19 protein-coding genes are annotated in these 24,132 nt (G+C 65.4%); 17 read left to right on the top strand and 2 right to left on the bottom strand.

Translation table 11 applies throughout. The features are described 5' to 3' along the window. Positions 1-36: 36 nt before the first annotated feature. Together M5I08_RS25470 and M5I08_RS25465 are read right to left on the bottom strand one after the other, a co-directional pair. The gene (locus M5I08_RS25470) at positions 37-753 is read right to left on the bottom strand and encodes a helix-turn-helix transcriptional regulator (protein WP_219068191.1); all 717 of its coding nucleotides are present in this window, start codon (positions 751-753) and stop codon (positions 37-39) included. Between the two features lie 101 nt (positions 754-854). After that, positions 855-1,163, bottom strand: a complete 309-nt coding sequence (locus M5I08_RS25465; protein ID WP_219068190.1) for a type VII secretion target — start codon at positions 1,161-1,163, stop codon at positions 855-857. A 185-nt stretch (positions 1,164-1,348) separates the two neighbouring features. On the opposite strand from M5I08_RS25465, the gene M5I08_RS25460 reads away from it, so the two are divergent. From M5I08_RS25460 to M5I08_RS25380, 17 genes are all read left to right on the top strand, one after another. Then, on the top strand, positions 1,349-2,518 hold the full coding sequence (locus M5I08_RS25460; protein ID WP_219068189.1) for a hypothetical protein: 1,170 nt from the start codon (positions 1,349-1,351) through the stop codon (positions 2,516-2,518). 447 nt (positions 2,519-2,965) lie between these two features. Continuing rightward, positions 2,966-3,925 (top strand): conjugal transfer protein, encoded by a 960-nt coding sequence (locus M5I08_RS25455; protein ID WP_249763512.1) that lies wholly within the window; start codon positions 2,966-2,968, stop codon positions 3,923-3,925. Positions 3,926-3,993: 68 nt separating this feature from the next. Next, positions 3,994-4,245, top strand: a complete 252-nt coding sequence (locus M5I08_RS25450) for a hypothetical protein (protein WP_219068188.1) — start codon at positions 3,994-3,996, stop codon at positions 4,243-4,245. Between the two features lie 285 nt (positions 4,246-4,530). Beyond that, positions 4,531-4,944, top strand: coding sequence for a hypothetical protein (locus tag M5I08_RS25445; protein WP_219068187.1), 414 nt, complete (start codon positions 4,531-4,533; stop codon positions 4,942-4,944). Continuing rightward, positions 4,944-7,451, top strand: coding sequence for an ATP-binding protein (locus M5I08_RS25440; protein WP_249763511.1), 2,508 nt, complete (start codon positions 4,944-4,946; stop codon positions 7,449-7,451). Before M5I08_RS25445 ends, M5I08_RS25440 begins: the two co-directional genes overlap by 1 nt. Continuing rightward, positions 7,451-9,442 carry a hypothetical protein gene (locus M5I08_RS25435; protein WP_219068186.1) on the top strand — a complete coding sequence of 664 codons (1,992 nt, stop codon included), beginning with the start codon at positions 7,451-7,453 and terminating at the stop codon, positions 9,440-9,442. Before M5I08_RS25440 ends, M5I08_RS25435 begins: the two co-directional genes overlap by 1 nt. An 8-nt stretch (positions 9,443-9,450) precedes the next feature. Beyond that, positions 9,451-10,656: a hypothetical protein gene (locus tag M5I08_RS25430; protein WP_219068185.1), complete on the top strand. Its 1,206-nt coding sequence runs from the start codon at positions 9,451-9,453 to the stop codon at positions 10,654-10,656. Continuing rightward, the gene (locus M5I08_RS25425) at positions 10,653-12,020 is read left to right on the top strand and encodes a C40 family peptidase (RefSeq protein WP_219068184.1); all 1,368 of its coding nucleotides are present in this window, start codon (positions 10,653-10,655) and stop codon (positions 12,018-12,020) included. Before M5I08_RS25430 ends, M5I08_RS25425 begins: the two co-directional genes overlap by 4 nt. A gap of 36 nt (positions 12,021-12,056) precedes the next feature. Continuing rightward, on the top strand, positions 12,057-12,872 hold the full coding sequence (locus M5I08_RS25420) for an ESX secretion-associated protein EspG (protein WP_219068183.1): 816 nt from the start codon (positions 12,057-12,059) through the stop codon (positions 12,870-12,872). 365 nt (positions 12,873-13,237) lie between these two features. Further along, a complete protein-coding gene (locus tag M5I08_RS25415; protein WP_219068181.1) occupies positions 13,238-15,508 on the top strand; it encodes an FtsK/SpoIIIE domain-containing protein in 2,271 nt (756 codons plus the stop codon). An 83-nt stretch (positions 15,509-15,591) separates the two neighbouring features. Continuing rightward, positions 15,592-16,962 (top strand): hypothetical protein, encoded by a 1,371-nt coding sequence (locus tag M5I08_RS25410; protein ID WP_219068180.1) that lies wholly within the window; start codon positions 15,592-15,594, stop codon positions 16,960-16,962. Continuing rightward, positions 16,952-18,163: a hypothetical protein gene (locus tag M5I08_RS25405; protein WP_219068179.1), complete on the top strand. Its 1,212-nt coding sequence runs from the start codon at positions 16,952-16,954 to the stop codon at positions 18,161-18,163. The genes M5I08_RS25410 and M5I08_RS25405 overlap by 11 nt, the downstream gene beginning before the upstream one ends. 3 nt (positions 18,164-18,166) lie before the next feature. Then, entirely contained in the window at positions 18,167-19,384 is a 1,218-nt protein-coding gene (locus M5I08_RS25400) for a C40 family peptidase (protein WP_219068178.1), read from the top strand. A gap of 1,960 nt (positions 19,385-21,344) precedes the next feature. After that, a complete protein-coding gene (locus tag M5I08_RS25395; protein ID WP_219068177.1) occupies positions 21,345-22,265 on the top strand; it encodes a ParA family protein in 921 nt (306 codons plus the stop codon). Positions 22,266-22,283: 18 nt separating this feature from the next. After that, positions 22,284-22,844, top strand: a complete 561-nt coding sequence (locus M5I08_RS25390; protein ID WP_219068176.1) for a hypothetical protein — start codon at positions 22,284-22,286, stop codon at positions 22,842-22,844. A 306-nt stretch (positions 22,845-23,150) separates the two neighbouring features. After that, the gene (locus M5I08_RS25385) at positions 23,151-23,333 is read left to right on the top strand and encodes a hypothetical protein (RefSeq protein WP_219068175.1); all 183 of its coding nucleotides are present in this window, start codon (positions 23,151-23,153) and stop codon (positions 23,331-23,333) included. Continuing rightward, on the top strand, positions 23,330-24,085 hold the full coding sequence (locus tag M5I08_RS25380; protein WP_249763510.1) for an Rv1815 family serine proteinase: 756 nt from the start codon (positions 23,330-23,332) through the stop codon (positions 24,083-24,085). Before M5I08_RS25385 ends, M5I08_RS25380 begins: the two co-directional genes overlap by 4 nt. The last annotated feature ends 47 nt before the right edge of the window (positions 24,086-24,132 follow it).

The following is a 24,132-nucleotide window of genomic DNA, read 5'->3' as shown; positions in this document are numbered from 1 at the left end:
CTCAAAGTATCAAAGTGAACGACATGTTGGCAACACTTAGATCGAAGTTGCTTGTTCATGGACTTCCGTCAACCGCTTCACCAGGCCAACGGCTTTGGATTTCGAGGATTCGGGGAGCTGCGGAATCAAAGTACCCAACAAGGCCAGCGCGTCTTCGGCGCGGGCGCGGATCTCGGCGTCCATCTGTTCGCGTGCCTCATCGGGAACCGACGCGGCCAGCGCCGCTCCGGTTGCGGCGAAACCCAGAACCGTCTCGGCTAGCGTCTCGGCGAGAGTCAGCCTCGCATCCGCGGCGGCGTCGGCCGAACTGGCGTCGGACGCCGCCGCAGCGGCGCCGGCCCCTCCGACCGCGCGTAACCGCTCCTCGGTAATCCCGAACAACGTGGCCATTCGAGGGATGACCGCCGCCGAGGGCGGGTATTTACCCAGCTCCCAGCTCGACACCGCCGAGGGCGCAACGCCCAACTCCTGAGCAAGCGCCGCCTGAGTCAGCCCCGCTGCCACACGATAGTGCTTCAATTCCCATTTCCCGGGCGGCGGCATCTCCAAGAAATCGACCAAACTGCCGCCGAAAACGTCCACCATCTTGGCTAACAGCTTCATCGAAGGTGTCGATCGCCCGCTGAGAAGGCTGCTCATTGTCGTTGGTGTAACACCCAATTGCGCAGCGATCGCCTTCTGGGTCGTTCCGGCTCGCTTACATGCCTGCCGCAACGCCGCGGCCGAAAAAAAATCGGAGGTGTTGTCAGCCATCTAACGTCCGCATCCCCACGCCCGGCCGACAGACGCCATCACGCGCCAATCGTTCGGCAACACCCATCCACCGAACGGCGCGCCACCGCAACCGTCCTACTTCACACCGAGGAACTACCGGCGACGCGGTCAGCCCCGGACTGGTCGGCGTCGACGTAGCGGCCGTGCGCGGCCCGAATATCCTCGGCGTGCGCCGAGAAGCGGCGTGCGAGCGCCGTCCCTGACTGGTGAAACGCCGCCTGAAAGTCTGCAACAGCGGCGGTGAACTCTGCGCCGACAGGGCCGTAACCGGTCACCATCTGCGCGATCAGTTCAGGGTCGGGCTGGCAGCCCGCTTCAACCTCGCCGGCGACCTGGTCGTTGGCCGCAGCGAACACAAGGAGCCCGTCCTCATCTACCCGTAGTGCCATGTCAAAAGGCTATAGCCGCACCCGAAGGACGAGCAAGACCACCCCGGTCCGTCGCCGACTACTGCAGCTGTTACCGCGACTACCGGCCCAGCTCAAACCCCGCGCGCCGGCGCCACTACCGTCGACACGCGCGGCTTCTACCAGATGCTCTGGAGAACGATAAAAGCTGCTGCCAGCATTGATACATGACCGACTTGTTACAGCAGATTCTGGCCGACCCTGAGCTAGGCGAATGGCCGCGGTACGGCGAGCCGCCCGGACAGACCGCAGATGGACCGCAGCCGCCCGCCTGCGCGGCGCTCGAAGAAACGGCGCCGCCGATATCAGCGGACCGCCACGACGAGCACCAATCAGCGGTTCAGGCATTGCGCCCATACCTCGACGAGAATACTGGGCACCCACCGTCATCCGGCGATCCTGAAGCCGACCGACTGGGCTTTGTCCCGCCGCCGACGGTCGACGAATTACCAGACGACCAACACCGCACCGCGGAAACGTCAGAGGACGGCGACGCGACCGCAGGTGCGCCACCCGATAGCGAATCGCACAACGGCGAAAATACGGATCCCGCCGCCGCACCTTTAGCGTTCGATGACATCGCCGCGAAACGGAATGCACTGACTGCCGGATTCGTCACCGCGCACCAATGGCTACAAAACCGGAATTGGAAAAGCCCCCGCACTATCGGCGCCGCGGCAGCCGTGATCATTGCTGCCGCCGCGCTGGGTCAGTGGACATTGTCGGCCGGCGAAGGGCCACAAGCTCCCACCGCGCAACTGAGTCCATCGGCAAGCAAGGGCACATCGTCGACCCCGGCCCCGGCTCCGGCCGACCTGCCGATCGTCGCCGCTACGGCCACCGCCCGCTGCCCAGCGCCGAGTTCGGACCCGATGAACGCACTGCGTGCCGACAGCACCAAACCCTGGATCTGCGTGCAGGCTTGGGGGACGGTCGGCCAGATCCTCGAGATCGTCTTCGACAAGGCATACGTGATCTCGCAGGTCAGCATCATGCCCGGCGCTGACGGCGATGACGGCGACCAGGACATGTGGGACAAGTACCGCACGGTTCGGTTGCTGACCTGGTCGTTTAACGACGTCGCGCATACCCGCTGCGAGCAGGACACCCGCAGTCAGCGCCAAACCGCTTCGCTGGATATCACGGCGGCCAACTGCTATCACCAAGGCCCTTGGCAGCCGGTAGTGGCCAGCGCAGTGACCATCACAATCCGCAAGACCGACCAGCCGTCGAACCCCAGCGCGGTGGTCACACCCAGCGGCGGTAGTACGAACGCGGACTACACCGCGTTCGCGGTCAGCCACCTTGAAATCCTCGGCCACCCCTCGGCTGGCTGAGCTTCCGTTTACTGCTTCGTTAGCCTGCTACCACGCTTATCTGGTAGCAGGCTAACGCTGTGTGCAGCCAACCAAGGTAATAACCTATCGGTGCTGGTCAGCTAGGTATCTAGCACAGCCGGAATGCTCACGGCCCCCCAAGCTAGAGCCCTGACACCCGCGCTTGTGGCATCGCTACCTACACAGAATGCTAGCAAGTGAGCAGCAAATTTCCGGTGTGAACCTCTCGGCGCTGCCTTCGCCTAGGGGCTCAGTTGCGCCGAGCCTAACACTGGTTGTCAAGCCCAGCAACGTCCCCAGAGCCGACTCCGGGCCAAACCGCGGCGATCGGCCACCACGTCGGGGCCTGACGACTGCCCGCGCCGACCGGATTCACACCCCGCCCATCGCCGCACGTCAACGCCGGTCCTCTGGAAAACCAGCCCACCCTTCTGCATCGTTTGACCTGTGAGTTTTCGACCAAGCACCGGTGACCGCCTTCGCCACGCGTGGACCCAGCACCACCCCGACCGCCAGACTCTGTCGCGCGCCGCGGTCCTCGCCTGCTTAGCCCTGGGCGCGATCGGCGGCGTCGGCCAGATCGCGACAAGCTGCTCCAGCGAGGACGTCGTCAATGCACGCCAACTCGACTCCACGCTCAACCGCGCCACCTCGGTGGGCGGCTTCGCCGACGCCTACGTCAACGTGTTCCTCGCCGGCAGATCGGCAACCGCCTTGGCCGCATTCACCTCAGCCCAAATCAAGCCTTCGCCGGTTCCCGTCAGCGTGATCAAGACCGCGCCCTGGTCAGTCACTCGACAGTCCAGCGGATTCGCCAATGTCGACTACTGGTCGGTGGTGATCGGCGCGTTCGTCAAGCCCATCTCCAAAGCGCCGGAGCTGCGCTTCTACCAAGTGCCCGTTGTGGTCGTTCAAGGCCTCCCGCGGGCCTCCACTGCGCCGGCCTTCATCAACGGACCCGACATCGGCTACGACGCCGACCTGAACTATCCCTCACAGGTATCTCAGGACAGCGACGCCTACAGCACCGTGACGGCATTCTTGGGCACCTGGTTGAAAGGAACCGCACAGCACCCGGCCAGCGGTGACATCAGCCGATACAGCGTCTCGCCGCAAATACAGCCATTCGACAACGCCCCATTCACAAACGTCACCGTCGATTCAATCGACGCGCAAAGCGATATTCCGGCCGACGCCAAAAACGGTTTCACCACAAAAATACTTGTCACCGCCGAGGGCTCCGTCGACAACAAAGCCAATCAAACTCTCACTTACCCGCTCGTGATGGTGCGCCAAAGCGACAAATGGTTCATCTCCGATATCGACCTCACACCGCAATTAGGGGGCCGCATCACAAAACCCACCGCAACACAACCAACAACGCCGACACCGACGCCGACTAAATAAAGACAAGCCAGCGCACTGCGGCGTAACGCAACAGCAGCCATCGATAAAGAGAAACTGGAGAACCAACAATGAACTACATCAACCAGGTGCTACTCAACACCATCTCCCAAGGCAAGACCACCATCATTTTGCTCATCATCCTCGTATCGCTGGGTCTGATCGCCCTGCTCTACGCCAAGCACCACGGCTCGCTCACCAAAGTCGTCATCGTCGTCGGCGCCGCTGTCGGCGCCGTCATGCTCGTCGTCATCCTCCCCGACCTCCTACGCGGAGCTGCCAGTGACAGCGGCGGCCTGACAGGCATCAACAGCCGCTACTAACCCCGCTGTTGCGCGACGCTGAAAATGACGACCAACGGACACTCAAGGCGACCACCTTCAAGGCCATTCCTCGCTGCCGATCATCGCCACCATTCGTCGGGCGTCAAGGTCGGTTCTCCTCGCTACGCTGCGGGGACTCCACCTTGACTCCCTCCTCCCGGCGGCAGGAAGCGGCACGTATCGAGGAATGGACATGATCGCCTTCAATGACCAATCCGTGTGCATTCGGACTGACGCCCAACACCCCCGCCCACCCCGCCCCGACCACAGGACGGTCCACCACCGATGAGCTCCCCCGACATCGTCTACGTCTCCATCTACACCCTGGCGCGCAAGTTCCCGAAGCTGATCGGAAAATTCCCCAACGGACAACCAATACCGTTCGGCCCGTTCACCCGAATCCAGTGCGGTGTCCTCGTGGCCGCATCAGGCCTGTCCATGCTGGTGTTCGAACTTCTCCACCCACCGATCCTGATCACGCTCTTCATCGAAGCTGCGATCACCATCCCGTCAGTCATCATGGCCCGACGACTCGGGTTCTCCATGGCCCGCACCAGCTCTCGCACGATCTGGCTAATCCGGCCCTGGCTGCGACGCACGCCCCACAGCACCGGCGGCCGGCCACCGCAACGCCAATCCACCGGCCCCACCTCCACCGGCGGCGACGGCCACGTCCTGGACCTGAAGTTCCTCCGCTGATGGTGTCGCTGCAACAACCAACCCTCGCGGTAACCGACAACCTGCGGTGGACCCGAAGCGGCGTCGTTTACGCCGAGTGGCTCCTCGACGCACTACCCAACGGCCACGAAGAACGCAGCAAAAAAACCCAAATCGCCAACCAACACCGCCACCTGTTCACCGATTTGGGCACCACCATCCTGACCAGCGTTGTCGCGCCCATCGGGATTCCCACAATCGCCGAGCGCATCACATCCCCGGCCCGACGCGCCGCGCGGCACCGCGCCGCCCGCACCGGCGCGGGGGCCCCCACCGCCGGGGACTTCTTGACGATGTTTCCCGACGCAGTCATCGAAGCTTCCGCCCGCCTGGCCGAGCTCGAAAAACAAGACCCCCCGCCAGCCGAACGGCTGCACTGGCTATCGGTACCGCTGTGCGGGCCGGCCCGCAGCGGGCAGCTGCCCGACAGCTACCGGCCCACCGCCGATGACGTCCACGCCTTCAGCGTCCTGGGCGCTGAAGCGGAGCGGAAAATCCCCCCAGGCTTCGCGCCTCAACGCGTCAACGACAACCAGATGCACTGGCTGTGGGAACGCTGCCACACCCGCGGCGTCGATCACCGCACCTACCTCAAAACCCTGGCCGGCGCCCAACCCAACCTGTCGGCTCCCCGACCATTCCCCCACCTCACCGCCGGCCCAACTGCGCTACACCGCGGCCGCGGATTCCGCCTCGACGGCGAGCTCGACCACCGCTTCCCCGGCGCGGTCAAACTGTCATTCGCCAACAGCGATATCCCGCCCAGCTACCAGACGTTCCTATTCTTCGACGAACCGCCAGCCAAACTCGCCTGGCCCGGCGTCGCGGACCAAATATTCGCCCTTCTCAACCACTTCCGGGGCGCCGGCGTCGACTACACACTGCACACCTGGATCCGCAACCGCGCCGACGCCCTGGCCGACAACACCAGCTCGCTCAAGCAGCTCGCCGAACAGATGGACGAACGCGACAGCGAACTGAGCTTCGCCCAGAACTTCCTCACAGAACGCGGCCATCAACTGTCGGCCTACAACACCCACCTCGAGGCCAATCCCTCCGAAACCGAAATCCACTTCCGCCCGATCATCGCGGTCTCAGCGCCCAGCCACGCCGAACTGCAAGACCGCGTCCAGGAAATCGAACGCACGTTCAAAGACATCCCAATCAAACTCGTGGCTCCGCGCGGCGCCCAGGAGGAAGCATGGGCAGCCTGCCAACCCGGATATCCCGAACAACGGGTCAGCGCTGACTACGACCACTTCACCTCAACCGACTTCTTCGCCAAATTCGCCCCTATCACCGCCGCCCGCGTCGGCGACGACGCCGGACTGTGCATCGGCGAATGCCGACTCTCAGGCCTGCATGAACCCGTCTTCTTCGACTTACTCGGCGTCACCGCACGCAACAAATCCGCAAGCTTCGCCCTCATCGGAGACCTCGGCTCAGGGAAATCGGTGTTCCTGAAGATTTTCGGCGGCGACACCGTCGACCACGACGGCCAAACGTTCGCCGTTGACCGCTCCCCGATGGGCGAATACGTCTCATTCGCCCGTTCGGTCGCCAACGCAGTCGTGATCGACCCCACCAACCCCGCCTACACACTCGATCTGCTCCGCGTCGTGCCCGGCGCCGACGTCGCCGAACGCATCCTGCCGGTGCTGATGCGACTGTTCCAAATCGCCTCCGGCAGCCCCGAATCCACGCTGCTGTCCGACCTGATCGAGCCCAACTACCGTGCGCGCCACAAACTACGCGGCCTACCCGAACTCGTCACCCACACCGCAACCCTGGTCCGAGACCCCTCACAAGTCAGCGGCCCGATCGGCGACGCCTCACCCGAGGTCATCGCGAAAGTCGCGTCCCAGCTGCGGTTCTGGTCGCAGCGCACCTACGCGCGCGTGCTGTTCGCCAACGACCTGCCACCGCTACCGCTGGATGCGCCCTTCGTGGTGTTGCGCACCAACAAGCTGTCCCTGCCCGACGACAAAGACAGCGCCGCGCACGACCCCACCAAACTCTTCGGCGACGTCATCTACACATTGTTTGCCACCATCGCCCGACAGGTTTTGTTCTCCGAGCCCGACGACCCTGAGCGGCGCTTCGGGCTGTTCCTGCTCGATGAGGCCCGCCACCTCACCCGCTCCCCCATCGGCGAGGCCATCATCGAGGACTTTGTCATCGACGGCCGCAAACATCACTGCGCGATCGGGCTGGCATCGCAGGACCCGGCCCACTTCAAGCGGTTCACCCGCCTCATCCCGACGCTGTTCCTGTTCCGGCAGGTCGACGAGAGACTGGCCGCCGAGCAACTCGCGATGGCCAGCCAAGACGCCGGGCGTAACCCCCACCTGGTCAAACAGCTGACCGACGCGGAGCCAGGCGACTGCTTAATGAAGGATCTGCGCGGCCGCCTGGTCGAAATCGCCATCAAAATGCCGGCCCGCGGGGAACGAGCCGCCGCGGTCAACACCACGCCGGGAGCTGCCTGATGCCCACCACTGCACGATTCATTGCGGCCCGCCGGCGCATCACGCTGCTCGTGACCCCGGCCATCCTGAACATCGCCACCGCCGCCCCGGCCTGGGCCACCACGGGCGTCACCGCGGCCATGCTGTGGATCGGTGTCGCCGACAGCTCACACGTACCACTGGGCTCCTACGGGCTCTCGCTGGACAACGGCTCGCTCACCAATCCCACCGCAGCCCCGGCGGCGCTGTGCACGCATTGGTTCTACAGCGCGTTCCTGTGCATCATCGCCACGCCGATCTGGCTGGTCGAAAACGTGGTGTCGTTCAAGTGGCTTGCCGTGATCTCCCAGCCGCTGGACTACGTGGGCCACCAGATGACCGCCATGGTGCACAGCCCTGCCGTGCTGACTGCGATCGGACTCATCGCCGCAGGCGTCATCGCGATTACCTTCGCGCTGGGCAAGATCAGCAGAGCCGCAGCGCAGATCACCGTCGCCATCGCGCTCGCACTCGTCTCGGCCGCCCTGGCCAACAAGCCCATCAGCGACCTCCTCGGCCCCGATGGCGTCCTTTCCATGGGCCGCGACTTCGGTGTAGGTATCAGCAGCGAGCTCTCCGGAAAGTCACTGGAAGGTCAACCAGCCGTCGACGCCATGGCGGCCTCGCTCGTCGATCACTTCGCCCGCACACCTACTCTGATCTGGAATTTCGGCCAAGATCTCGACGCTGCGCCGTACAACTGCGGGCAGGCATGGTCGGACGCCATCGTCTCCGGACCGATCGACGAGGTCAAAGACAAAGTCGCCCAATCCTGCCCCGACGGCCAGGCACTGCACGACTACGCCATGAGCGATCCCACCAGCAGAAGAATCGTGGCGTTCGTGGCCATCGTCTTCGCGCTGGCGGTTCTGGTCGTTTTCACCTACCTCTGCGCCCAGGTGGTCATTCTCGGACTGTCGTCAGTGTTCTGGGCGATCGTCGGCATTATCGCCCTGATCACCGGCTGGATCCCGGGCGCCAGCCAAACCCTCGCCCTCAAAGCCGCCCTCGACGCACTGTTCTCGTTCCTCGGCATGACAGGGATGGTCGCCCTTGTCGGTCTGACCGGCAACCTGGCCTCGGCGATGTTCTCCGCGGCCGGCGGGGACCTCGTCGTCGCGATGCCACTGGTATCGCTGCTGCTCGTCGCCCTGTTCGTCGCCCTGAGGAAAGTCCGCAAAGGCCTGGTCAACGCCCGGGAACGCGCCGCGGGCGCTGTCCGGCGTTTCACCGGCGACCAGCCCGCCGCGACCAGCGGCCCAGTCGACCCGCTGACGCGCCTTGACCCGCTCACCGCGATCCCCAACGCAACTCACCGCGTGGCCACCCTGACGCGTCACGGCGCCGGCACAGCCGCCAAGCTCGGCGTCGCCATCGCGGCACCCGAAGCCGCCCCGTTCCTCGGCGCCGGCGAGCAGCTAGCGTCGCGCCTGCACATCAAAAACCTCAGATCTGCCCGGCGCACCGAAAACACATCCGGACACCAACCCACCGCAGAACCCGGCGCCCACATACCGTCAACGGCTTACGACGTCGCACCACGCGGCTATGAGGCGCCGCCAGCAGACGCCACCACCACCGACCTACCCACCACTTACGTGCGATCCAGCGCGCCAGTCATCCCCGCCAGCGCGCCGGCCCCGCCTGCCGAGGGCCCAACCCACCCCGCGCCCGGCCGCCGCCCGCCACCACCCAACCCGCTACCGACGCCGGCAGCTCCCGCACCGTCCGGGCCCGATTACGCGGCCGCGACCCCAGACCAGCCGCCGCAGTTGGCCGGACCACCGGAATCCCGCCACGGACATGACGGCAGACCGCCAAGTGCCGCCGAGCACCGGCAGCGCCTTGCCCACCACCGCACCGACCCCGCCCCCGCGATTCACCCCGCTATCGCCGCCCTCGCGCACGACGCCCCAGAATCCATGCCCGCGATCTACGCCGATATCCGCGCCGAACTCATCGGCCAGCGGTAACCCCGGCCATGATAAAAATTGCCCTGGCCGTCGCGGCGGCCGCCCTGCTATGTGTGCTGGCACTGCCCATCGTGATCTTCACGATGGCTATGCCCGGCCAGGATTCCCAACAGTTTTTTGCCACCTGCACCGCCGCGCTCGGCACCCGCGGAGCCGTGGTGGCAAATCCGCCGCGCACTGCCCCGTCCGCTGCCGAGGTCCTGTTGAAGATCGACCAGACCGCCACAACACTGGGATTCGGCAGACAGGGAGCAACCGTGACCGCAGCGATCGCCATCCACGCGACCGGGCTGGCTAACGCCGCGAACCCGGCCAACCGCGACACACTGCGCTACGCGCACAGTGCACTGCTCCGCGTCGGAGCCGGGGCACTCGGGCTGCCGCTGCCGTGGGCAACCGCCGCTGAAATCATGACACCCGAAGTCTCAACAGCTCTGGCCCTCGACCACATGGTCGACGCTGAACCGCGCTGGCGTGACACCGATCCCAGTGACCTGGCGGCCCGCATCACCGGTCTGAGCGCAGACACCTTCAAGCAACCGGTCGCCCAAGCGCAGGCACGCCTGGCGGCACTACCCGCGCCGCGGGAGGCCTCAACCACGCCAACGTCTGCGGCGATGCTGACCTCGGCCGCCCCCACCACAACGCGCCCAACAGCTTCCCCGGCACGGATTTCACCGTCCCCAACACCGGACTCGCCCGTGATCGACCCCGCCCAAGCCAGCACCGCGCTGTCCACGGCCCCAGCTGCCGCGAACTGCCTGCACGCGCTGTCCACTGCCCTGCCCGCACTCGCCCGCAGCAGCAACCCCGCTGGCCCTGACATCGCCGCAGCCGCACAACATGCTGTCGGCGTAGACCACGCCGCCACCAGCCATGACCCGTCAGCACCGCCGACACGGGCGCAACCCGCCGCCGAATCCACTCGAGACTCGGCCGCATTCGTCGCCTCGATTCTGTCCACGACCCTCGGCACAGTCTGCCCCGCGACGATCACCGAACAACTGCGCCTCAGATACCGCGTCGTCGCCGATCCCCAACCCGGCGACGTCGTCTACACCGACATCAGCGCCGACGAAGGCCCACACCTGGCCGGCATCGCCGTGGCCCCAGACACCATGGTCACCGTGCTACCCGGACACCACACCCCCGAATGGGCCCGCATCGGACCCAACCGGGTTATCCGACGCATCCAACGAGGCTCCGCCGAATGACCCCGATCGCCACCGCGCAAGATCCAGCGGCCGACCCCGCGAGCCCCACGACCCTCACGACGCCCCGCTCACCGGGATCCCAAGGGCCGGTACCACTCAAAACGCCGCCGCCGCCCGGCGCCCCCGCGGGGACCGGCCCCGCCGCGCCGTCGTCCACGACACCAGGGGCCACCGCCAACACGCCGGGACAAACCACCAACGGGACAGGAACCGTCCCCGCCTCCCCCAACCCCAACGGGCAACCCGGCGCCACCACCGACGGGAAACTCAAAGACCACTCCACCACCCACCACGGCGACCACGACCACGACGCTGACAGCGCCACCTCACCTGATGCGCCACCGGCTACCCCAGACGCACTCAACGGACTCGCCAACCTCGGCCCACAAATTGCCGGCCCGCTCTTAGGCGCGGCGACCGCACTGCCCGCGGCCGCCCTGCAAGGCGCGGGAAGCCTGATCCCCGCCCTTGCCGCAGCGGTCCTACCGCAACTGGCAGCCCTGGCCAACCAACTCGGTAGCGGCGCCCCGCCAGCAGGACTTGACCCACACCTGAACCCCGGCGGCGCCGACGCCCTAGCCGGCCCGATGGGATCGATGCTCGGCGAAGGTGACGCCGCCGACCGGGCCCGCGCCAAAAACGAGGCACTCGCCCGCCAAGCCAGCGCGCTGCATGACGTCGAACACAAACTCGGCGACGTTCTGGGGCTATCCACCGCCCGCACCGAAGGTGACCGCGCGAAAATCCACAGCATCATCGGAGACGTCGAGACAGCGCTGACCTCAGCCGGCGCCCAAGGCGACACCCCCGAAGCCCAAGCAGCCGTGTTGTCGGCCACGCGCAAGGCCCTCAACGACGCCGGCGACGTCGTCAGCGCCGCCGCCAAAGCCAAGCTGACCGACGCCCAATTCGTCCGATCCCTGATCCACAACTATTTGGCCGCCGCCGGACCCACCGACACACTGCACGCAGGAGCGCTCGGCAGCGCCGCTGGCGCCAACGCCGCCCGCATCGCCCACGATGCCCTGGGCATGAAATACGTGTGGGGCGGCGGCGGACCCTTAGGTCCCACCGGAGGCGGATTCGACTGCAGCGGACTGACTCAATGGGCGATCGCCCGAGCGTCCGGCGGCCGGGTGATCCTGCCCCGCACCACCTACCAACAGATCCGCGCCGGCACCGCCGTACCCCTCAACGCCCTGGCCCCCGGCGATCTCGTTTTCTCCAATTGGTCGTCCCCCGGCGTGCCCGAACACGTCGCCATCTATATCGGAAACGGACACGTCATCGAAGCACCCACCTTCGGTGTCCCGGTCCACATCAGCAACGTGCCCTCCGGCGCACAAGCCCGACGCGTTCTATAACAAAACGATGCAACACCAGCCGGGAAAGGCCCTCGCATGATCGGCGCCGACGAACACACGACCACCGACGGCTTCGAAATCAGCGTCGACGAAGGCGCCTACCTTGTCGAACACCTCGACCTCCATGGCCTGCTACCGGAAGTGCTGGCGCTCTACAACCCGATGACGGGCCCCGACTTGGCCGCGGCCTGGAAACAACTGCAACACAACCGCCTCACCGAACGCGGCATCCTCACCACCGACGGCGCATTACCAGACGTCACCACCCTGATGCACACCATCGCCTACGCCGAGGAAACCCTCTGCCTGCGCATCATCCCCCTCCGCCAGCCCAACACCATGCTGCGCGTGGCGATCGCCACCCGGTTCAACCGCTTCGTCGTCGCCAGCCGCACCCGAGACATCCTGCTGGTCCAACGCGTACCGGCCGCCGACTGGCTCACCGCCACCACATCGGTACTGGCCGTCCTACTCGGCGACACCCCGCCGGCACCGCTGAGCGACCTCATACAACTCACGGCCGCCGATGCCGCACGCATCGCCGAGACCCCACCTGGGAAGGCGACCGACCGGCTCGTCGATTACGGGCTGACCCCCCTGGACGCCGCAATCCTCAACGCCTGCTCCCAGCCCGATGTGGCCACCGAAATCACTGCAGCCTGCCGCGTCGACAACCTGACCCGACGCACCAAAACCGCCATCTCGCTGCTCGACACCAACGAATACGGCCGCGTTCTAGCGTGGCCCCACCTCGGCCCGGACCGCCAAACACACCTGACCTATGCGCCGATCTCACCCCTGCGCCTCGACGCGGCGCTACGCGCGCTGCTGGCCACTCTCGACAACCGCTAGCACGCCAGCATCCCCGACCCCCGCGACAACGGTAGCGGCCTGGCACGCGCCTGCAGCACCCGAAAACCACAGCGCGCCAACGCATCACACGCCGAACCGTCCGCACCGCCCGGTCCTCTTGAGAACCACGCCGGTGGGCTCAAGAGTTATTCAGATGAGATCTCCCCGCCGGGCCCACCTCGCCGCAGACACCCATTCGCCAGCCCAGCAACCGACCCACCTACCGGCCCGTGAATTCCGCGTCCCCGCCGACCAGCTACCTCGACACGTCCTAGATCGGCTGCGCCACCCCAGCGCCCCCACTTACGTCGTGACCTGGGACCGCGCCACCCACCAGGCTGTGTGGCGTCCACAGAACGCCTGACATGGCCACCCAACCAGGACAAAAACCGCACGACGCCGAGGAGGACGCCGGGGCCGTGCTACTGGCGATCACCGTGATAGTCGCCGGCGCAGGATGGCTGGCCTATCGTCACCTCGCCAAGAACCCTGACCTGCTCCACCGCCTCGACGCCCCTACCGCCATCGCGGTCGCCACCGCCACGCTCATCGCCGCGGTGAGTGCACTGGCGCTCTGGCGCGCAACTCACCCCGGCGAACCCTCGCCGTCCGAGCCGGAAAAGTGGGCGCTGAACCTACCGGTGATCACCGCCACAACCGGCACCACGGCCGCAGCGTTCGCCGTCACCGCCGCCGCCGCACGATGGCTGTTCACCATGCCCACCGTGCTCGCTATCGGCCTCGCTGCCGCATCAGCCGCCGCCTGCGCAGGTTTCACCGTCGACCCATTCCATACCCGCCGCGCCCGCATGCGCCTACGCACCACCCTCATCCAGGCGCTCTACACCCCGCTCGGCCACAAGCAACCCTGCACCAACGTCATCCCTGCCGCCCAGTGGGACACCACAACGGCGGCGCCCCAGACGATCACCATCCGCGCGGCCCGCCCCCTACCGACAACGCCTAAGACATCTGATGACCACCGACTCGAGCTCGACCTCGACACCATGGCCGGCTCAGCGCTTCGGCGTCCCGACCCGACCACCACCATCAGGCAGCTCCTCAACACCCACTGCGGCGCCCACTACCGCGTCAGCTCAGACCCCTCAGCCCTGGTGTTCACCGCCACTCAGTTCGTACCTGAGCAGATGGATGAGGAGCTAGCCGACCTCACCCGCAAGGCCCGCGACGTCTTCGACTCCACCGCCACCGTGACAGGAACCCGCTCCGATGGCTTCACCATCAAGCACACGATCGCCAAGAAACTGATGGGCGACTTCCGTAAGCGGGTCGCCGAACAGAACCTCACCGAACTAGTCGGCGGAACATGGCGCGTCAAATGGGACATGCCCAACTCCACCGTCACCTTCGCCCCCAAACCCGTGCTGCCATTCCCCCTGTTCACCAAGCCAATTCCCGCTGTCCGCACGATCGAAGAAGCGATCGGCCAGTACCGCCAGACACGATTCGCCTACGGTGTCGACCTCGACCTCGGCATCCAGGAATGGGACCCGCTGGATTCACCACACACCCTCGTCAGCGGGAAAACAGGAGCCGGCAAGACGGTCTACCTACGCGGACTGATCATGATGGCCGCGCTCCGTGGCTGGGCGGTTGTTCTCGTCGATTTCAAAGGCGGCTCGTACTCCGACTTCGTGGGCTGGCCCAACGTGCACATCATCAGCAGCGACCCCTTCGAGTCGATCGCCACCATCCACCGCATGTACAAACTGATGGACGAACGCAACGCGCGTGCACGGTGGGACCAATCGCAGTGGGAACACAACCTGCCTTACCTCATCATCGTCGACGAGGCAGCACAGTTCAAAGTCGTCCTTGAACGGCTGTGGGCCAACCTGAAACCGAAGGACGGCCTCAAGGAATGCCCCACATTGGCCGAGCTCGGCGAACTGGCGCGCCTGGCGCGTAGCGCGCGTATGCACCTCGTTCTCGGCATGCAGCGCCCGGACCACACCCTCATCGACACCGAATCGCGAGACAACTTCGGCAACCGCGTCTCGGTCGGCCCGATATCGCGGATCGCGGCCGAAATGCTCTGGGACGACAGCTATATCGGCCGCTACATCCCGCGGATCAAGGGTCGCGGCATGGCGACGGGCACGCACCAGGATCCCCGCGAAACCCAGTACTACTTCACCCCGCCGGCGAACAGTACGGTCCCCGAGGAAGCGGCCGTCATCGAGCAACTCCGGCCGCCGGTGACGCTTGTCCCACGGTACGTGCCAGAGCTACCCCCGATGCTCAAAGGCATTACGTGGAACGAGATTGCTGACGCGCCATGGTTTCCGCTGTCGGAGCGTCCCGACCTCGATCCCACGAACTACCTCCGGAAAGTCACGTCGTTCGACGGGGATCCACGACTCGGGTTCGACGTCGCCGAGCTCATCCGCGAAGCCGAGAACCACCCGATGGACGAGCTGGTACTGGCGCCTCGAGACCTGCAGCCCAAAGACGTCGTGTCATTCGACGACGGGCATGTCGGTGAAGTTGACGGCATCGACATCGCCGACGCCGGCGTGGTCACGGTGATGTGGCAAGACGAGGAAGACGGCTGCCTGTGCGTGTCGACGTTTAGCCCCGACAGCCGGGTCTCGGTCCAGCGTGACTCCTCTTGAGAACCCCCAGCTAGCAGCCTTAACGTCGTAATCGAACCCGCCCGACCCGGCAGCGGGGCCATCAGGAAAGGGCACCGAACCCCATGTCTTTGGATGACCTGCTGGATCCCGGCGATCTGCTTGGCACCCTCGTCGCCGCACCCATTTTCGGCCCGGCCGGCATGGTGCTGGTACCGAGCCTGACCCATCTTTTCCAGGAGGCAGGCAAGCTGTTCGGGTCCGGTGGCCACCCCAACATGCCGGCCGCGCCGAAAACACCGCCGCCACCAGCACCGACCAACGGGCAAGGGCCCACTCAAGACCAGATCGACAAGGTCACCAAAACGCTTACCGATATGCAAAAGCAGATCGAGGACCTCCACAAGGCGGGGGAACAAGCAGCCAAAGACGCCGCCGCCAACTCCGCCGCCGGCCGCGACGCCCACGCCCAGATCCTGCGAGACGGCGCCCAGCTAGGTCCAGGTCTAGACGCGCAGGGCGGCACGCCAGAATCCGACGCCGGCAGGCTCGCCGCTGTTCAACAACAAATCGACGAGCTCAGAAAAAACGTGCAGGACAAAGCTGGCAACGCCAACGGGATCGCCGACGGCCTGCGCAACCTCGGAACGGGGGGCCTGCCCGGTCTGGGCGGCGGCTCAGGCCTGGGCATCCCGGGTCTGGGTGGTCTAGGAGGGTCAGGGCTGTCACCGCTGGGCGGGTCGGGCCTGGGCGCACCGGCCCCCCTAAGCTCACCCTCGGATGGAAGAGACCCGCTCAAGCCAGCGGACCTGACAACATCCAGTAATCCGCTGCAACCCTCACCGGTCAACAACCCCAACGCCGCACCGCCCGCCGGCGCGCCAACAGGATCAAGCGCCCCACCGGGAGCCCCAGGCGCCGGCCCCGCCGCGCCCCCCGCGCCAGCCGCACCCCCGCCCGGCGCTCCCCCCACCACCCCGGCCGGAAAGGACGTCACACTGCCCTCCGGCACGGTGGTCACCGCGCGCACCCCCCAAGGCGCAACCGCAGTCCGCCAAGCCCTGACCCGCACCGCAGACAGCGGAGACGTCGCCACGGCCGCCTACGCCGGGACCGGCGTCAACATCCCCACCGACGGCGCCGACCCGGGCCGCAAAGTCGATCCCGCCGACGTCAAACCCGGCGACATCGCCGTGTGCGCCGACCACACCGCCATCGTCGCCGGTAACGGCCAGCTCATCGGCCCGGACGGAAAACTGCAGCCACTCGGCGTAATCAACGACTGGCCCGACTTCAAGGGCTTCTTTGACCCCACCGCCACCGCCGACGCACCCGACCAAACCACCGGGGCCACCCCAACCGCCCCGCCGCTGCACAGCAGCGACCCCACCAACCCCAAGACCACAACCCTGGCCAGCCCCGCCGCACCGCCCGAGGCCAAGACGCCACCAAATCCCGGCTTCGGAATGTCCAACCAGCCCAGCCATGAGCATTGAGCAGGTCGTTGACGACTACCTCAGCGGCGTGCGTCACATCATCGGGACATCCCCCGCGCCCGGGTCCAGCTCGCCGCCACCGGACCGGGCGCCGACCTTCCCCGACCTCGACTGGACCGGCGACGCCCACCGAGCTGCCGTCGCGGCCACCTCAGCGCTGCAACAAGCCCGCGGCCAGCTACGCGCGGCCGCCGATAACGTCGCAACCACCACGCAAGCCGCCCGTGACATAGCCGCTGACGCCACCACCCACCTGGCGGCGATCACGACCGACTGGGAGCACGCCAAATCCTCGGTGATCGCCCTGCCGAGTCCAAGCTCACGCGATGCAGCGCTGCTACCCCACGCCCAGCGCACCATCAATGACGCCGTCGCACTCATATCGACAACCACCACGAAATACGCCGACGCCGCCGCCGCCGTCCGCAAACATGCCGCCAACCTGCCCGCGCCCGGCAACGGCCCCGACGTCCAATCGCCCCCGACGCCCCCGACCGACCACGACGAGCCCACGCCGCCGGGATCCGATCTGGCGGCAGCCACCACAGAAACGCCAGGACCGGCACCCACACCTTCCGCCGGCAACGCCACGACGTCGCCGGCAAGCCTGCTACCAACAGCGATGGGCAGCGCCATGGGCCTGCCCAGCTCGTTTCTTCCGATGGCCGCTGCGCTCCCGTCGGCCGCCGCAACCCCCCTGGGCGGCGCCCTGAGCCCCCTCCTACAAAGCGCCACCACCAGCTCTCCCGGCGACCACGACCTGCCCAGCAGTTCACACTCGACCACCCGCCACTTAGCCCAGCCGGGCTCTATCGACCAGGCCATTGACGGCGCCCTCGACGCTCTGGGCATCACCGACCCACAAGCCCGCGAAAACTGGCGCGAAGGCTACGAAATCCTCGTCCATCGGGAATCCAGCGACCGGATCGGCGCGATCAACAACGGCGATTCCAACGCCACAGGACCGATGATGACCGACGGCGGCTACAGCGGTTCCTCTCGCGGACTCGCTCAAGTAACCCCGAGCACCTTCCGCTCTTTCCACGTTCCCGGTACCAGTGACGACATCTTCGACCCCATCGCCAACATCGCGGCCTCCATGAACTACGTCATGCACACCCACGGCGTTTCCCCAACTGGCGCCGACCTCACGACGAAGGTCGCACAAGCCAACGCCAGCTCCTCCGGCGGAGGGTACTGAGCCATGACCGGAGTCATCGACGCCGTCGATGCGGTCATCCACCAAGCACGCACCCTGCTGGGCAGCGGCCAGCCCGCCACCCCTCCCCCGCCGGCGCCACCTGGCCCACCGCCAGCGCCACCGCACGGATGGGACGGCACAGCAGCCGATAACGCCCAGACAACCTCGGATCGCCTACACCGGCACCGCCACCAACTCGGCGCCGCCCACACCACCGCCACCTCCGCAATGTCGGCAGGCACCGACATTGCCACCGACGCGCACCGCAACCTCGACACCATCGAAACCGACTGGAATACCGACAAAGACACCCTCGGCCCATACGCCGACACCCCCGAAGGACAAGCAGCTCTCACCCGCGCAGGCATGCAACGCATCACTGACACCCAGGCGTTGGTGTACGACACTGCCGGCCAATACGACGACGCCTCCCGCCGCGTAAAAGACGCCACCGCCCAACTCCCCCACACCGAGGACCACCCCACTGACACCGACCCGAGCGACCCCGATCACCGCCCCGACGACACCCCCGCCGCATCCACCGACCCCGATGACGACGACCCGCTGGCCGGCGCCGCGGCCTCGGCAGGCCTGACTCCACGATCCGGACTGCCGCCGTCACAAACCCTGGCCGCGCCTGCCGGGATGATGCCAATGTCAGCGATGATGCCCCAGGGGCTGCCGACCGGCGGCATGCCCATGGGGGCAGGCGGCGCAATGCCCGGCGGATCAGGCCTAGCGTCACTTCTACAACCGCTCACTCAGGCAATATCGGCGGCAACCAGCAACCACGACTCGAGCACCCACGACACCGACCACGCCGACACAAACAGCAACCCCAGCACCGGAAGCCGCGTGGTGGACAACGCTGCTCGCGCGCTCGGCCTCAAGTACGTCTGGGGCGGCGGCGGCGCCGGCGGACCGACCGGCGGAGGATTCGACTGCAGCGGCCTAGCCCAATTCGCGGTCGCACAAGCCACTGACGGCCACGTGATCCTCCCGCGCTCCACCTACGATCAAATCCACGTCGGCCAGACAGTGGATCCGCGCGACGCGCGTCCCGGAGACCTCGTCTTCTCCAACTTCTCCGCACCCGGCGTTCCCGAACACGTCCAGGTCTATGCCGGCGATGGCCGCGTGATCGAAGCGCAACAAGATGGCGTCCCGGTCAAGTACAGTCCCGCACCCACGAGCGCGTTCGTCGTCAAACGAGTCGTCTAACGAGCCCGGACATCACCTGGACGCCCAGTCGACCTGCGCTCACGCCCCAAGTGATGGTCATCGCAGCACAGGCGACCTGCGTAAACCCGCTCAACGCGACGGAGCGCCCCGATCTGCCTCCCGGTCGACAAGCGGCAGCCGCGGGCCAGTTTCGACGCTCACCGAGCCAGTCAGGGGCGCCTCCGGCTCGGCGCACCGACATCGGCAGATGACACGGGCGTAAAACCCCAGGTCGACGCACAAACCGGGTGGAATTCATGTCGATCCAGCCGGCTACCGCGGCGGACCCCGGACTGGGGTTCACACGAGCACGTGATGGCGGCTACGCAACCCCCCAAGTCGTCCATCGCCGGCCAAGCCCAACACACCACTCGGGCATCCGCCGACGCCCGGTGACCGAACCCCGCCCCCGCGTCCGCTCCCCTGACGCACACGAGCTGATCATTCCCGTCACCGGAAGTAGAGATCGATATCGCGATGCGTCTGTTCCGATGTGCGCGCACGACCCAGGATGCGAGGCGTCAAGCATCTCACGCCACCAGCCGGGTGGCACCCGCTGTGCAAGCGACCCGCCCATCAGCACGCAGCGAATTGCGAGCAGTTATTCGGGCCACTTGTGGATCGCGACTTGTTAGATCGGCGTTACGTGAACTGTGACTGCGGCGCAGCTCTAACAGTTCCCATGCGAAGCCCCTGGACACGGACGAGACCAAACATGACGTGTCGCTGATGCCACAGGTGGGATTTACCCACGGATAGTTTCGTCGGATGCGCGTCGCGGCAGATAACAAATGTGCGTCCAGAACGGCATGGCGTAGATGCGCCAGGCGTCGCGCGATATCGAACTGGTCTCCTCCGAGGATGTGGGCTGCGTCATGACGAATAGGCGCTGGCTGGGCCGGGCTGCGGTCTGGCCCGTTGGGTAGCAACCGGTTAGATGTTGGGCCCGGGAGACAGACCCGGCGGTGCTGGTGTTCTGGGTGTATTCCGCGTCTGATGGTCCGGGCAGCGCGTGTCTCCCCCGCTGCGGGTTGATGCCGATAGGGCGTTCTGGTTGACACCTGTTCGGTTGATTGCAGGTTGGCCGTAGAACGCGACACCGCTCGTGGAGGTATGCGGCGCGCGCTTCCCGAACCAGGCGCGTCGTCACGGCACGTGAGCGTGCACTTGGGTAGGGTTGTGCATCGTGAACGACCCTGATTATGCCGTCTATCTGGAGGTTTGCGGCGTGGCCACGAAGCTGGCAATGCGACGTACAACAGGCCGTGGTACGGGGCTGGCGCAGCGAACGCGGAATGGGCTGCTAAGGCGGGGCAACACGTGCGGTGGACTGGAGCAGCGAATGTTAGCGGCAACGGGCGGGGAGAGAGGCCGGCGGCTAAACATGCGGACGGTACTGGGCTGTAACGGGGCCAGGAATGTGCACATAGACGTGAGCAGGGCCAGGATAAAGCGCCTGGTGTACGCACTGAAGCACCATATGCAAACGGACATCACCAAGCGCATGACAACGCGCATGAACATGCACATGGCTATTGGTAGCTACACAAGCGGGAAACCGCCACATGTCACGCTGCTAAGGTAAGAGATGGCACAGCGGGCGCACAGGTGGGAGAGAAGGACCGTGTAAGCGCGCGAGGACACGTGGCGGCAGAAGTACGGAGTCGAGCACGTGTACATTGGCCAACAGCACGTTATTCGGCACGGGCGGTGGCATGAGCGGGCACATTTACTCGGGCAAGTACGTGATGGTACACAGCAACACAGGCGCGGCAACGCACGAGTAAACGGCAGGTCACAGGTGCTGAAACAGGTCACGTGCCAGACACCGGCAGGAGCCCATGAGAACGACAGTAAGCATGCATACGCAAATGCGTAGTGAAACGACCGCGCAACAAACGCATTACAGACCCATGCCATAGGGGCAGTGCCATGCGCATGATGCTGTACATTGTGATGCATGACAGAGCCAGAAGGACCGCCAACGATTCTGGTCGGAAACCAGAAGGGTGGAGTCGGGAAGTCCTCTATCGTCGCCAACGTCGCTGCGGCTATCGCTCGCAAGGGCCGCAAAGTGTGTGTCTTCGACGTCGACCAGCAGGGAAATTTGACCACGGAGGATCTCGGTGTCCCTATAGACCAGTGGGACAGAGGCAAGAACCTGGGCTCGGTACTGCAATTCGGGGCCGACCTAAAGCCCTACAAGGGCATCAGGCGAAATCTCGACGTTGTCATGGGCGGGCCTACGTTAGGCCTGGTCGCGACCGCGGCCGACCGCGCCGCTGACGCTGGGATCGACATCGCGGACAACTTCCGCCGCGCCCTACATGATCTATGCCGGCGTGAAGAGTACGACATCGTACTGGTCGACTCCGGACACGGTGACGTGACGCTGCTATTGGCGCTGCTGGCGGTGTGCTCGCACCTGGTAGTGCCGGCTCGAGAGGACTCCGCATCTTTCAGGGGTGTCGAACAGCTCGCCGCTAGCTACCTACGCGCTAAGAGTCGCGGCTCGCGGATCTCCCTACTGGGAGTGGCGTTATTCGAGGTCAACCCACGCGCGACAGCCCGCAATGCGGTGATTACCGGACGCATCCGCGATTTGCTCGAGGGCTCCGGCGCAGAGCCATTTACCGCGGCGATCCGTCACGCTCCCTCGCCGGCGCTGGAAGCTCGTGAACGACATCTGACGATGCAAGAACTTGCGAGCATGGCCGACCAGGGCCAATCGGAGATACTGGCAGCGCTCAGAGATGGCCGCAGTGCCGATCTGCCCCGGCTACGCGCGCGGGATCCGGTACCCGTCGCCAACGACTACGGGAATCTGACACGCGAAATCCTGCAGCGTGTCTTCACCGCATCTGTGCAAACCGCCGTCTGAAGAAAGGATTGACATCCGATGGCTAAAAAAGGGGTCTTCGTTGACGGTTTAGATGACATCGATGAGATCATGCCACCGCCGATTCCACGTCCCGACGACGAACCGGCCGAGCAGGAGTCCATCGCGTCGACCGATGTTGGCGAGGCTCAGCGTAGCGCCGCGGTCACCAGCCCCGCCCCGCCACGGAGACGCCGTGTGGCTGTCAGCGTCCCAACAGCGGAGGTCGCACCGAATATTTACCGGCATTTGCGGCGTCTGACGACGAAGGAGAAGAGTCGCGACCCGATCACTGCCCGCACGTACGCCCAAGTCGTCCTTGACGCGATCGAAGCCCACCAAGACGCCCTCTCAACGTACTGGACAACCCAAGACGCCGCAGGCGGGGGAGGGGGTCTGTTCAGTCGCCGCCCGGCCGCACCAGCACGCCGCCGCCGACACGCGGAGCCCCCGGCGCGGGTCCCGCTAACCGGACTGAACCCAACCGACGCAAAAGTCCTCGACGACTTGGTCGGCCGTTGGTCAGCTCCATCACGCAGCGCCCTCGTTGAGCAGGCACTACGCCTGTATCTGGAAGGTTAAAGCTCGCGCCGGCGGCGTAACCAACAACCACCGACAGCTCAAAAAGCACTTTTGCACACCCAGCGTGCTAGCAAGCTAGACAAACGGATTGACAGCAACAATGAAACAGCGTAAGACAGTAACTGTGCAGCAATGCAAACACGTAAACTGGTAAGCAGGGGTGCGAGTAACCGATGAAACGGGATGGCAAGCAAGTGGGCCACGCTAGTCTTCTAGCAAACCTGCAAAAGGGGGAGTAGACATGCAAGAAAGCAAGCAAACCCGAGGCGGCGGGTAGCCGCCCGGCCCCCGAAACGAGATGCGCCTATGGCTAAGGACAACCAGCTCAGCTTCCGCGTCGACCCCGACCTCAAGCGGGAGTTCGAACTCGCCCTTGTCTATCGGTCGGTACGCATGAAGCAGAAAGCAACCGCAGTATCGGTCCTGACTGAAAAAATCAACGAATTCATCGCTGAAGAGAGCAAGCTGAGGGAAGAGCCTCCACTATGAACCGAACGCTAGCCGCCACTGCGGCAGCCACGGCGCTGCTCACCCTCGCCGCAAGCCCGCCGGCCGACGCGATCACCGACAGCGCTGTCATGGCCTACCCAGGGATGACGATCGTCCAGGGCAACGCCAAGTGCACGCTGGCCTTCATCGACGCGATCCACCAGATCGGCTACTCCGCCGGCCACTGCAACGAAGCCAGCACCGTGACCGACGCGAACGGCAACACCATCGGAACCGTGATGTCGTCGCGAAACAACCGGGCCAACCACGCCACCACCGGCCCAGACGACACCGTGGTCGACTACGAAACCATCAGCCTCAATGCAGACGTCGATGCCACCACCGAGATGGGTCCCACGTTCGCCCACCCCCTCATCACACAGCCCGGCGTCGTGCCCACACCCGGAATGGTGGTCTGTCATCACGGCGCTGCAACCCCGTCGTCGTGCGGCGAAATCGACGAGGTCCACCGCGGCTGGTTCACCATGAAGGCCGGCACCATGACCAGCGACCACGGCGACTCCGGCGGCCCAGTCTTCACCTACACCGACGCCACCGGCTCCACGCCCGTCATCGTCGGAATCTTGCGCGGCCGCAATGGCTCTCGCGCAGCAGCCGTCAGCTGGCCCGCCACCATGCGCCAAGCGATCAACGACGCCGCTGACCGAAATTTTCTTCGGCGCAAGCCCTCGAAGTCGGGGGATAGCCGATCCCGTCTGTTGGGTCCGCGTAGCGGACCGTTGTTGTCGTAGGCAGGGTTCGAACTGTTCCGTCAATACTGAGTGATAGTGAGCGTACG

It is taken from the genome of Candidatus Mycobacterium methanotrophicum (assembly GCF_023515995.1).
Taxonomy (GTDB): domain Bacteria; phylum Actinomycetota; class Actinomycetes; order Mycobacteriales; family Mycobacteriaceae; genus Mycobacterium; species Mycobacterium methanotrophicum.
This window is presented reverse-complemented; position numbering and strand designations above follow the sequence as displayed.

What these genes read in the sequence shown, in the direction of transcription:
- M5I08_RS25470 (WP_219068191.1), bottom strand. Translation starts at nt 753, where the DNA reads ATGGCTGACAACACCTCCGATTTTTTTTCGGCCGCGGCGTTGCGGCAG.
- M5I08_RS25465 (WP_219068190.1), bottom strand. Translation starts at nt 1,163, where the DNA reads ATGGCACTACGGGTAGATGAGGACGGGCTCCTTGTGTTCGCTGCGGCC.
- M5I08_RS25460 (WP_219068189.1), top strand. Translation starts at nt 1,349, where the DNA reads ATGACCGACTTGTTACAGCAGATTCTGGCCGACCCTGAGCTAGGCGAA.
- M5I08_RS25450 (WP_219068188.1), top strand. Translation starts at nt 3,994, where the DNA reads ATGAACTACATCAACCAGGTGCTACTCAACACCATCTCCCAAGGCAAG.
- M5I08_RS25445 (WP_219068187.1), top strand. Translation starts at nt 4,531, where the DNA reads ATGAGCTCCCCCGACATCGTCTACGTCTCCATCTACACCCTGGCGCGC.
- M5I08_RS25440 (WP_249763511.1), top strand. Translation starts at nt 4,944, where the DNA reads ATGGTGTCGCTGCAACAACCAACCCTCGCGGTAACCGACAACCTGCGG.
- M5I08_RS25435 (WP_219068186.1), top strand. Translation starts at nt 7,451, where the DNA reads ATGCCCACCACTGCACGATTCATTGCGGCCCGCCGGCGCATCACGCTG.
- M5I08_RS25430 (WP_219068185.1), top strand. Translation starts at nt 9,451, where the DNA reads ATGATAAAAATTGCCCTGGCCGTCGCGGCGGCCGCCCTGCTATGTGTG.
- M5I08_RS25425 (WP_219068184.1), top strand. Translation starts at nt 10,653, where the DNA reads ATGACCCCGATCGCCACCGCGCAAGATCCAGCGGCCGACCCCGCGAGC.
- M5I08_RS25420 (WP_219068183.1), top strand. Translation starts at nt 12,057, where the DNA reads ATGATCGGCGCCGACGAACACACGACCACCGACGGCTTCGAAATCAGC.
- M5I08_RS25415 (WP_219068181.1), top strand. Translation starts at nt 13,238, where the DNA reads ATGGCCACCCAACCAGGACAAAAACCGCACGACGCCGAGGAGGACGCC.
- M5I08_RS25410 (WP_219068180.1), top strand. Translation starts at nt 15,592, where the DNA reads ATGTCTTTGGATGACCTGCTGGATCCCGGCGATCTGCTTGGCACCCTC.
- M5I08_RS25405 (WP_219068179.1), top strand. Translation starts at nt 16,952, where the DNA reads ATGAGCATTGAGCAGGTCGTTGACGACTACCTCAGCGGCGTGCGTCAC.
- M5I08_RS25400 (WP_219068178.1), top strand. Translation starts at nt 18,167, where the DNA reads ATGACCGGAGTCATCGACGCCGTCGATGCGGTCATCCACCAAGCACGC.
- M5I08_RS25395 (WP_219068177.1), top strand. Translation starts at nt 21,345, where the DNA reads ATGACAGAGCCAGAAGGACCGCCAACGATTCTGGTCGGAAACCAGAAG.
- M5I08_RS25390 (WP_219068176.1), top strand. Translation starts at nt 22,284, where the DNA reads ATGGCTAAAAAAGGGGTCTTCGTTGACGGTTTAGATGACATCGATGAG.
- M5I08_RS25385 (WP_219068175.1), top strand. Translation starts at nt 23,151, where the DNA reads ATGGCTAAGGACAACCAGCTCAGCTTCCGCGTCGACCCCGACCTCAAG.
- M5I08_RS25380 (WP_249763510.1), top strand. Translation starts at nt 23,330, where the DNA reads ATGAACCGAACGCTAGCCGCCACTGCGGCAGCCACGGCGCTGCTCACC.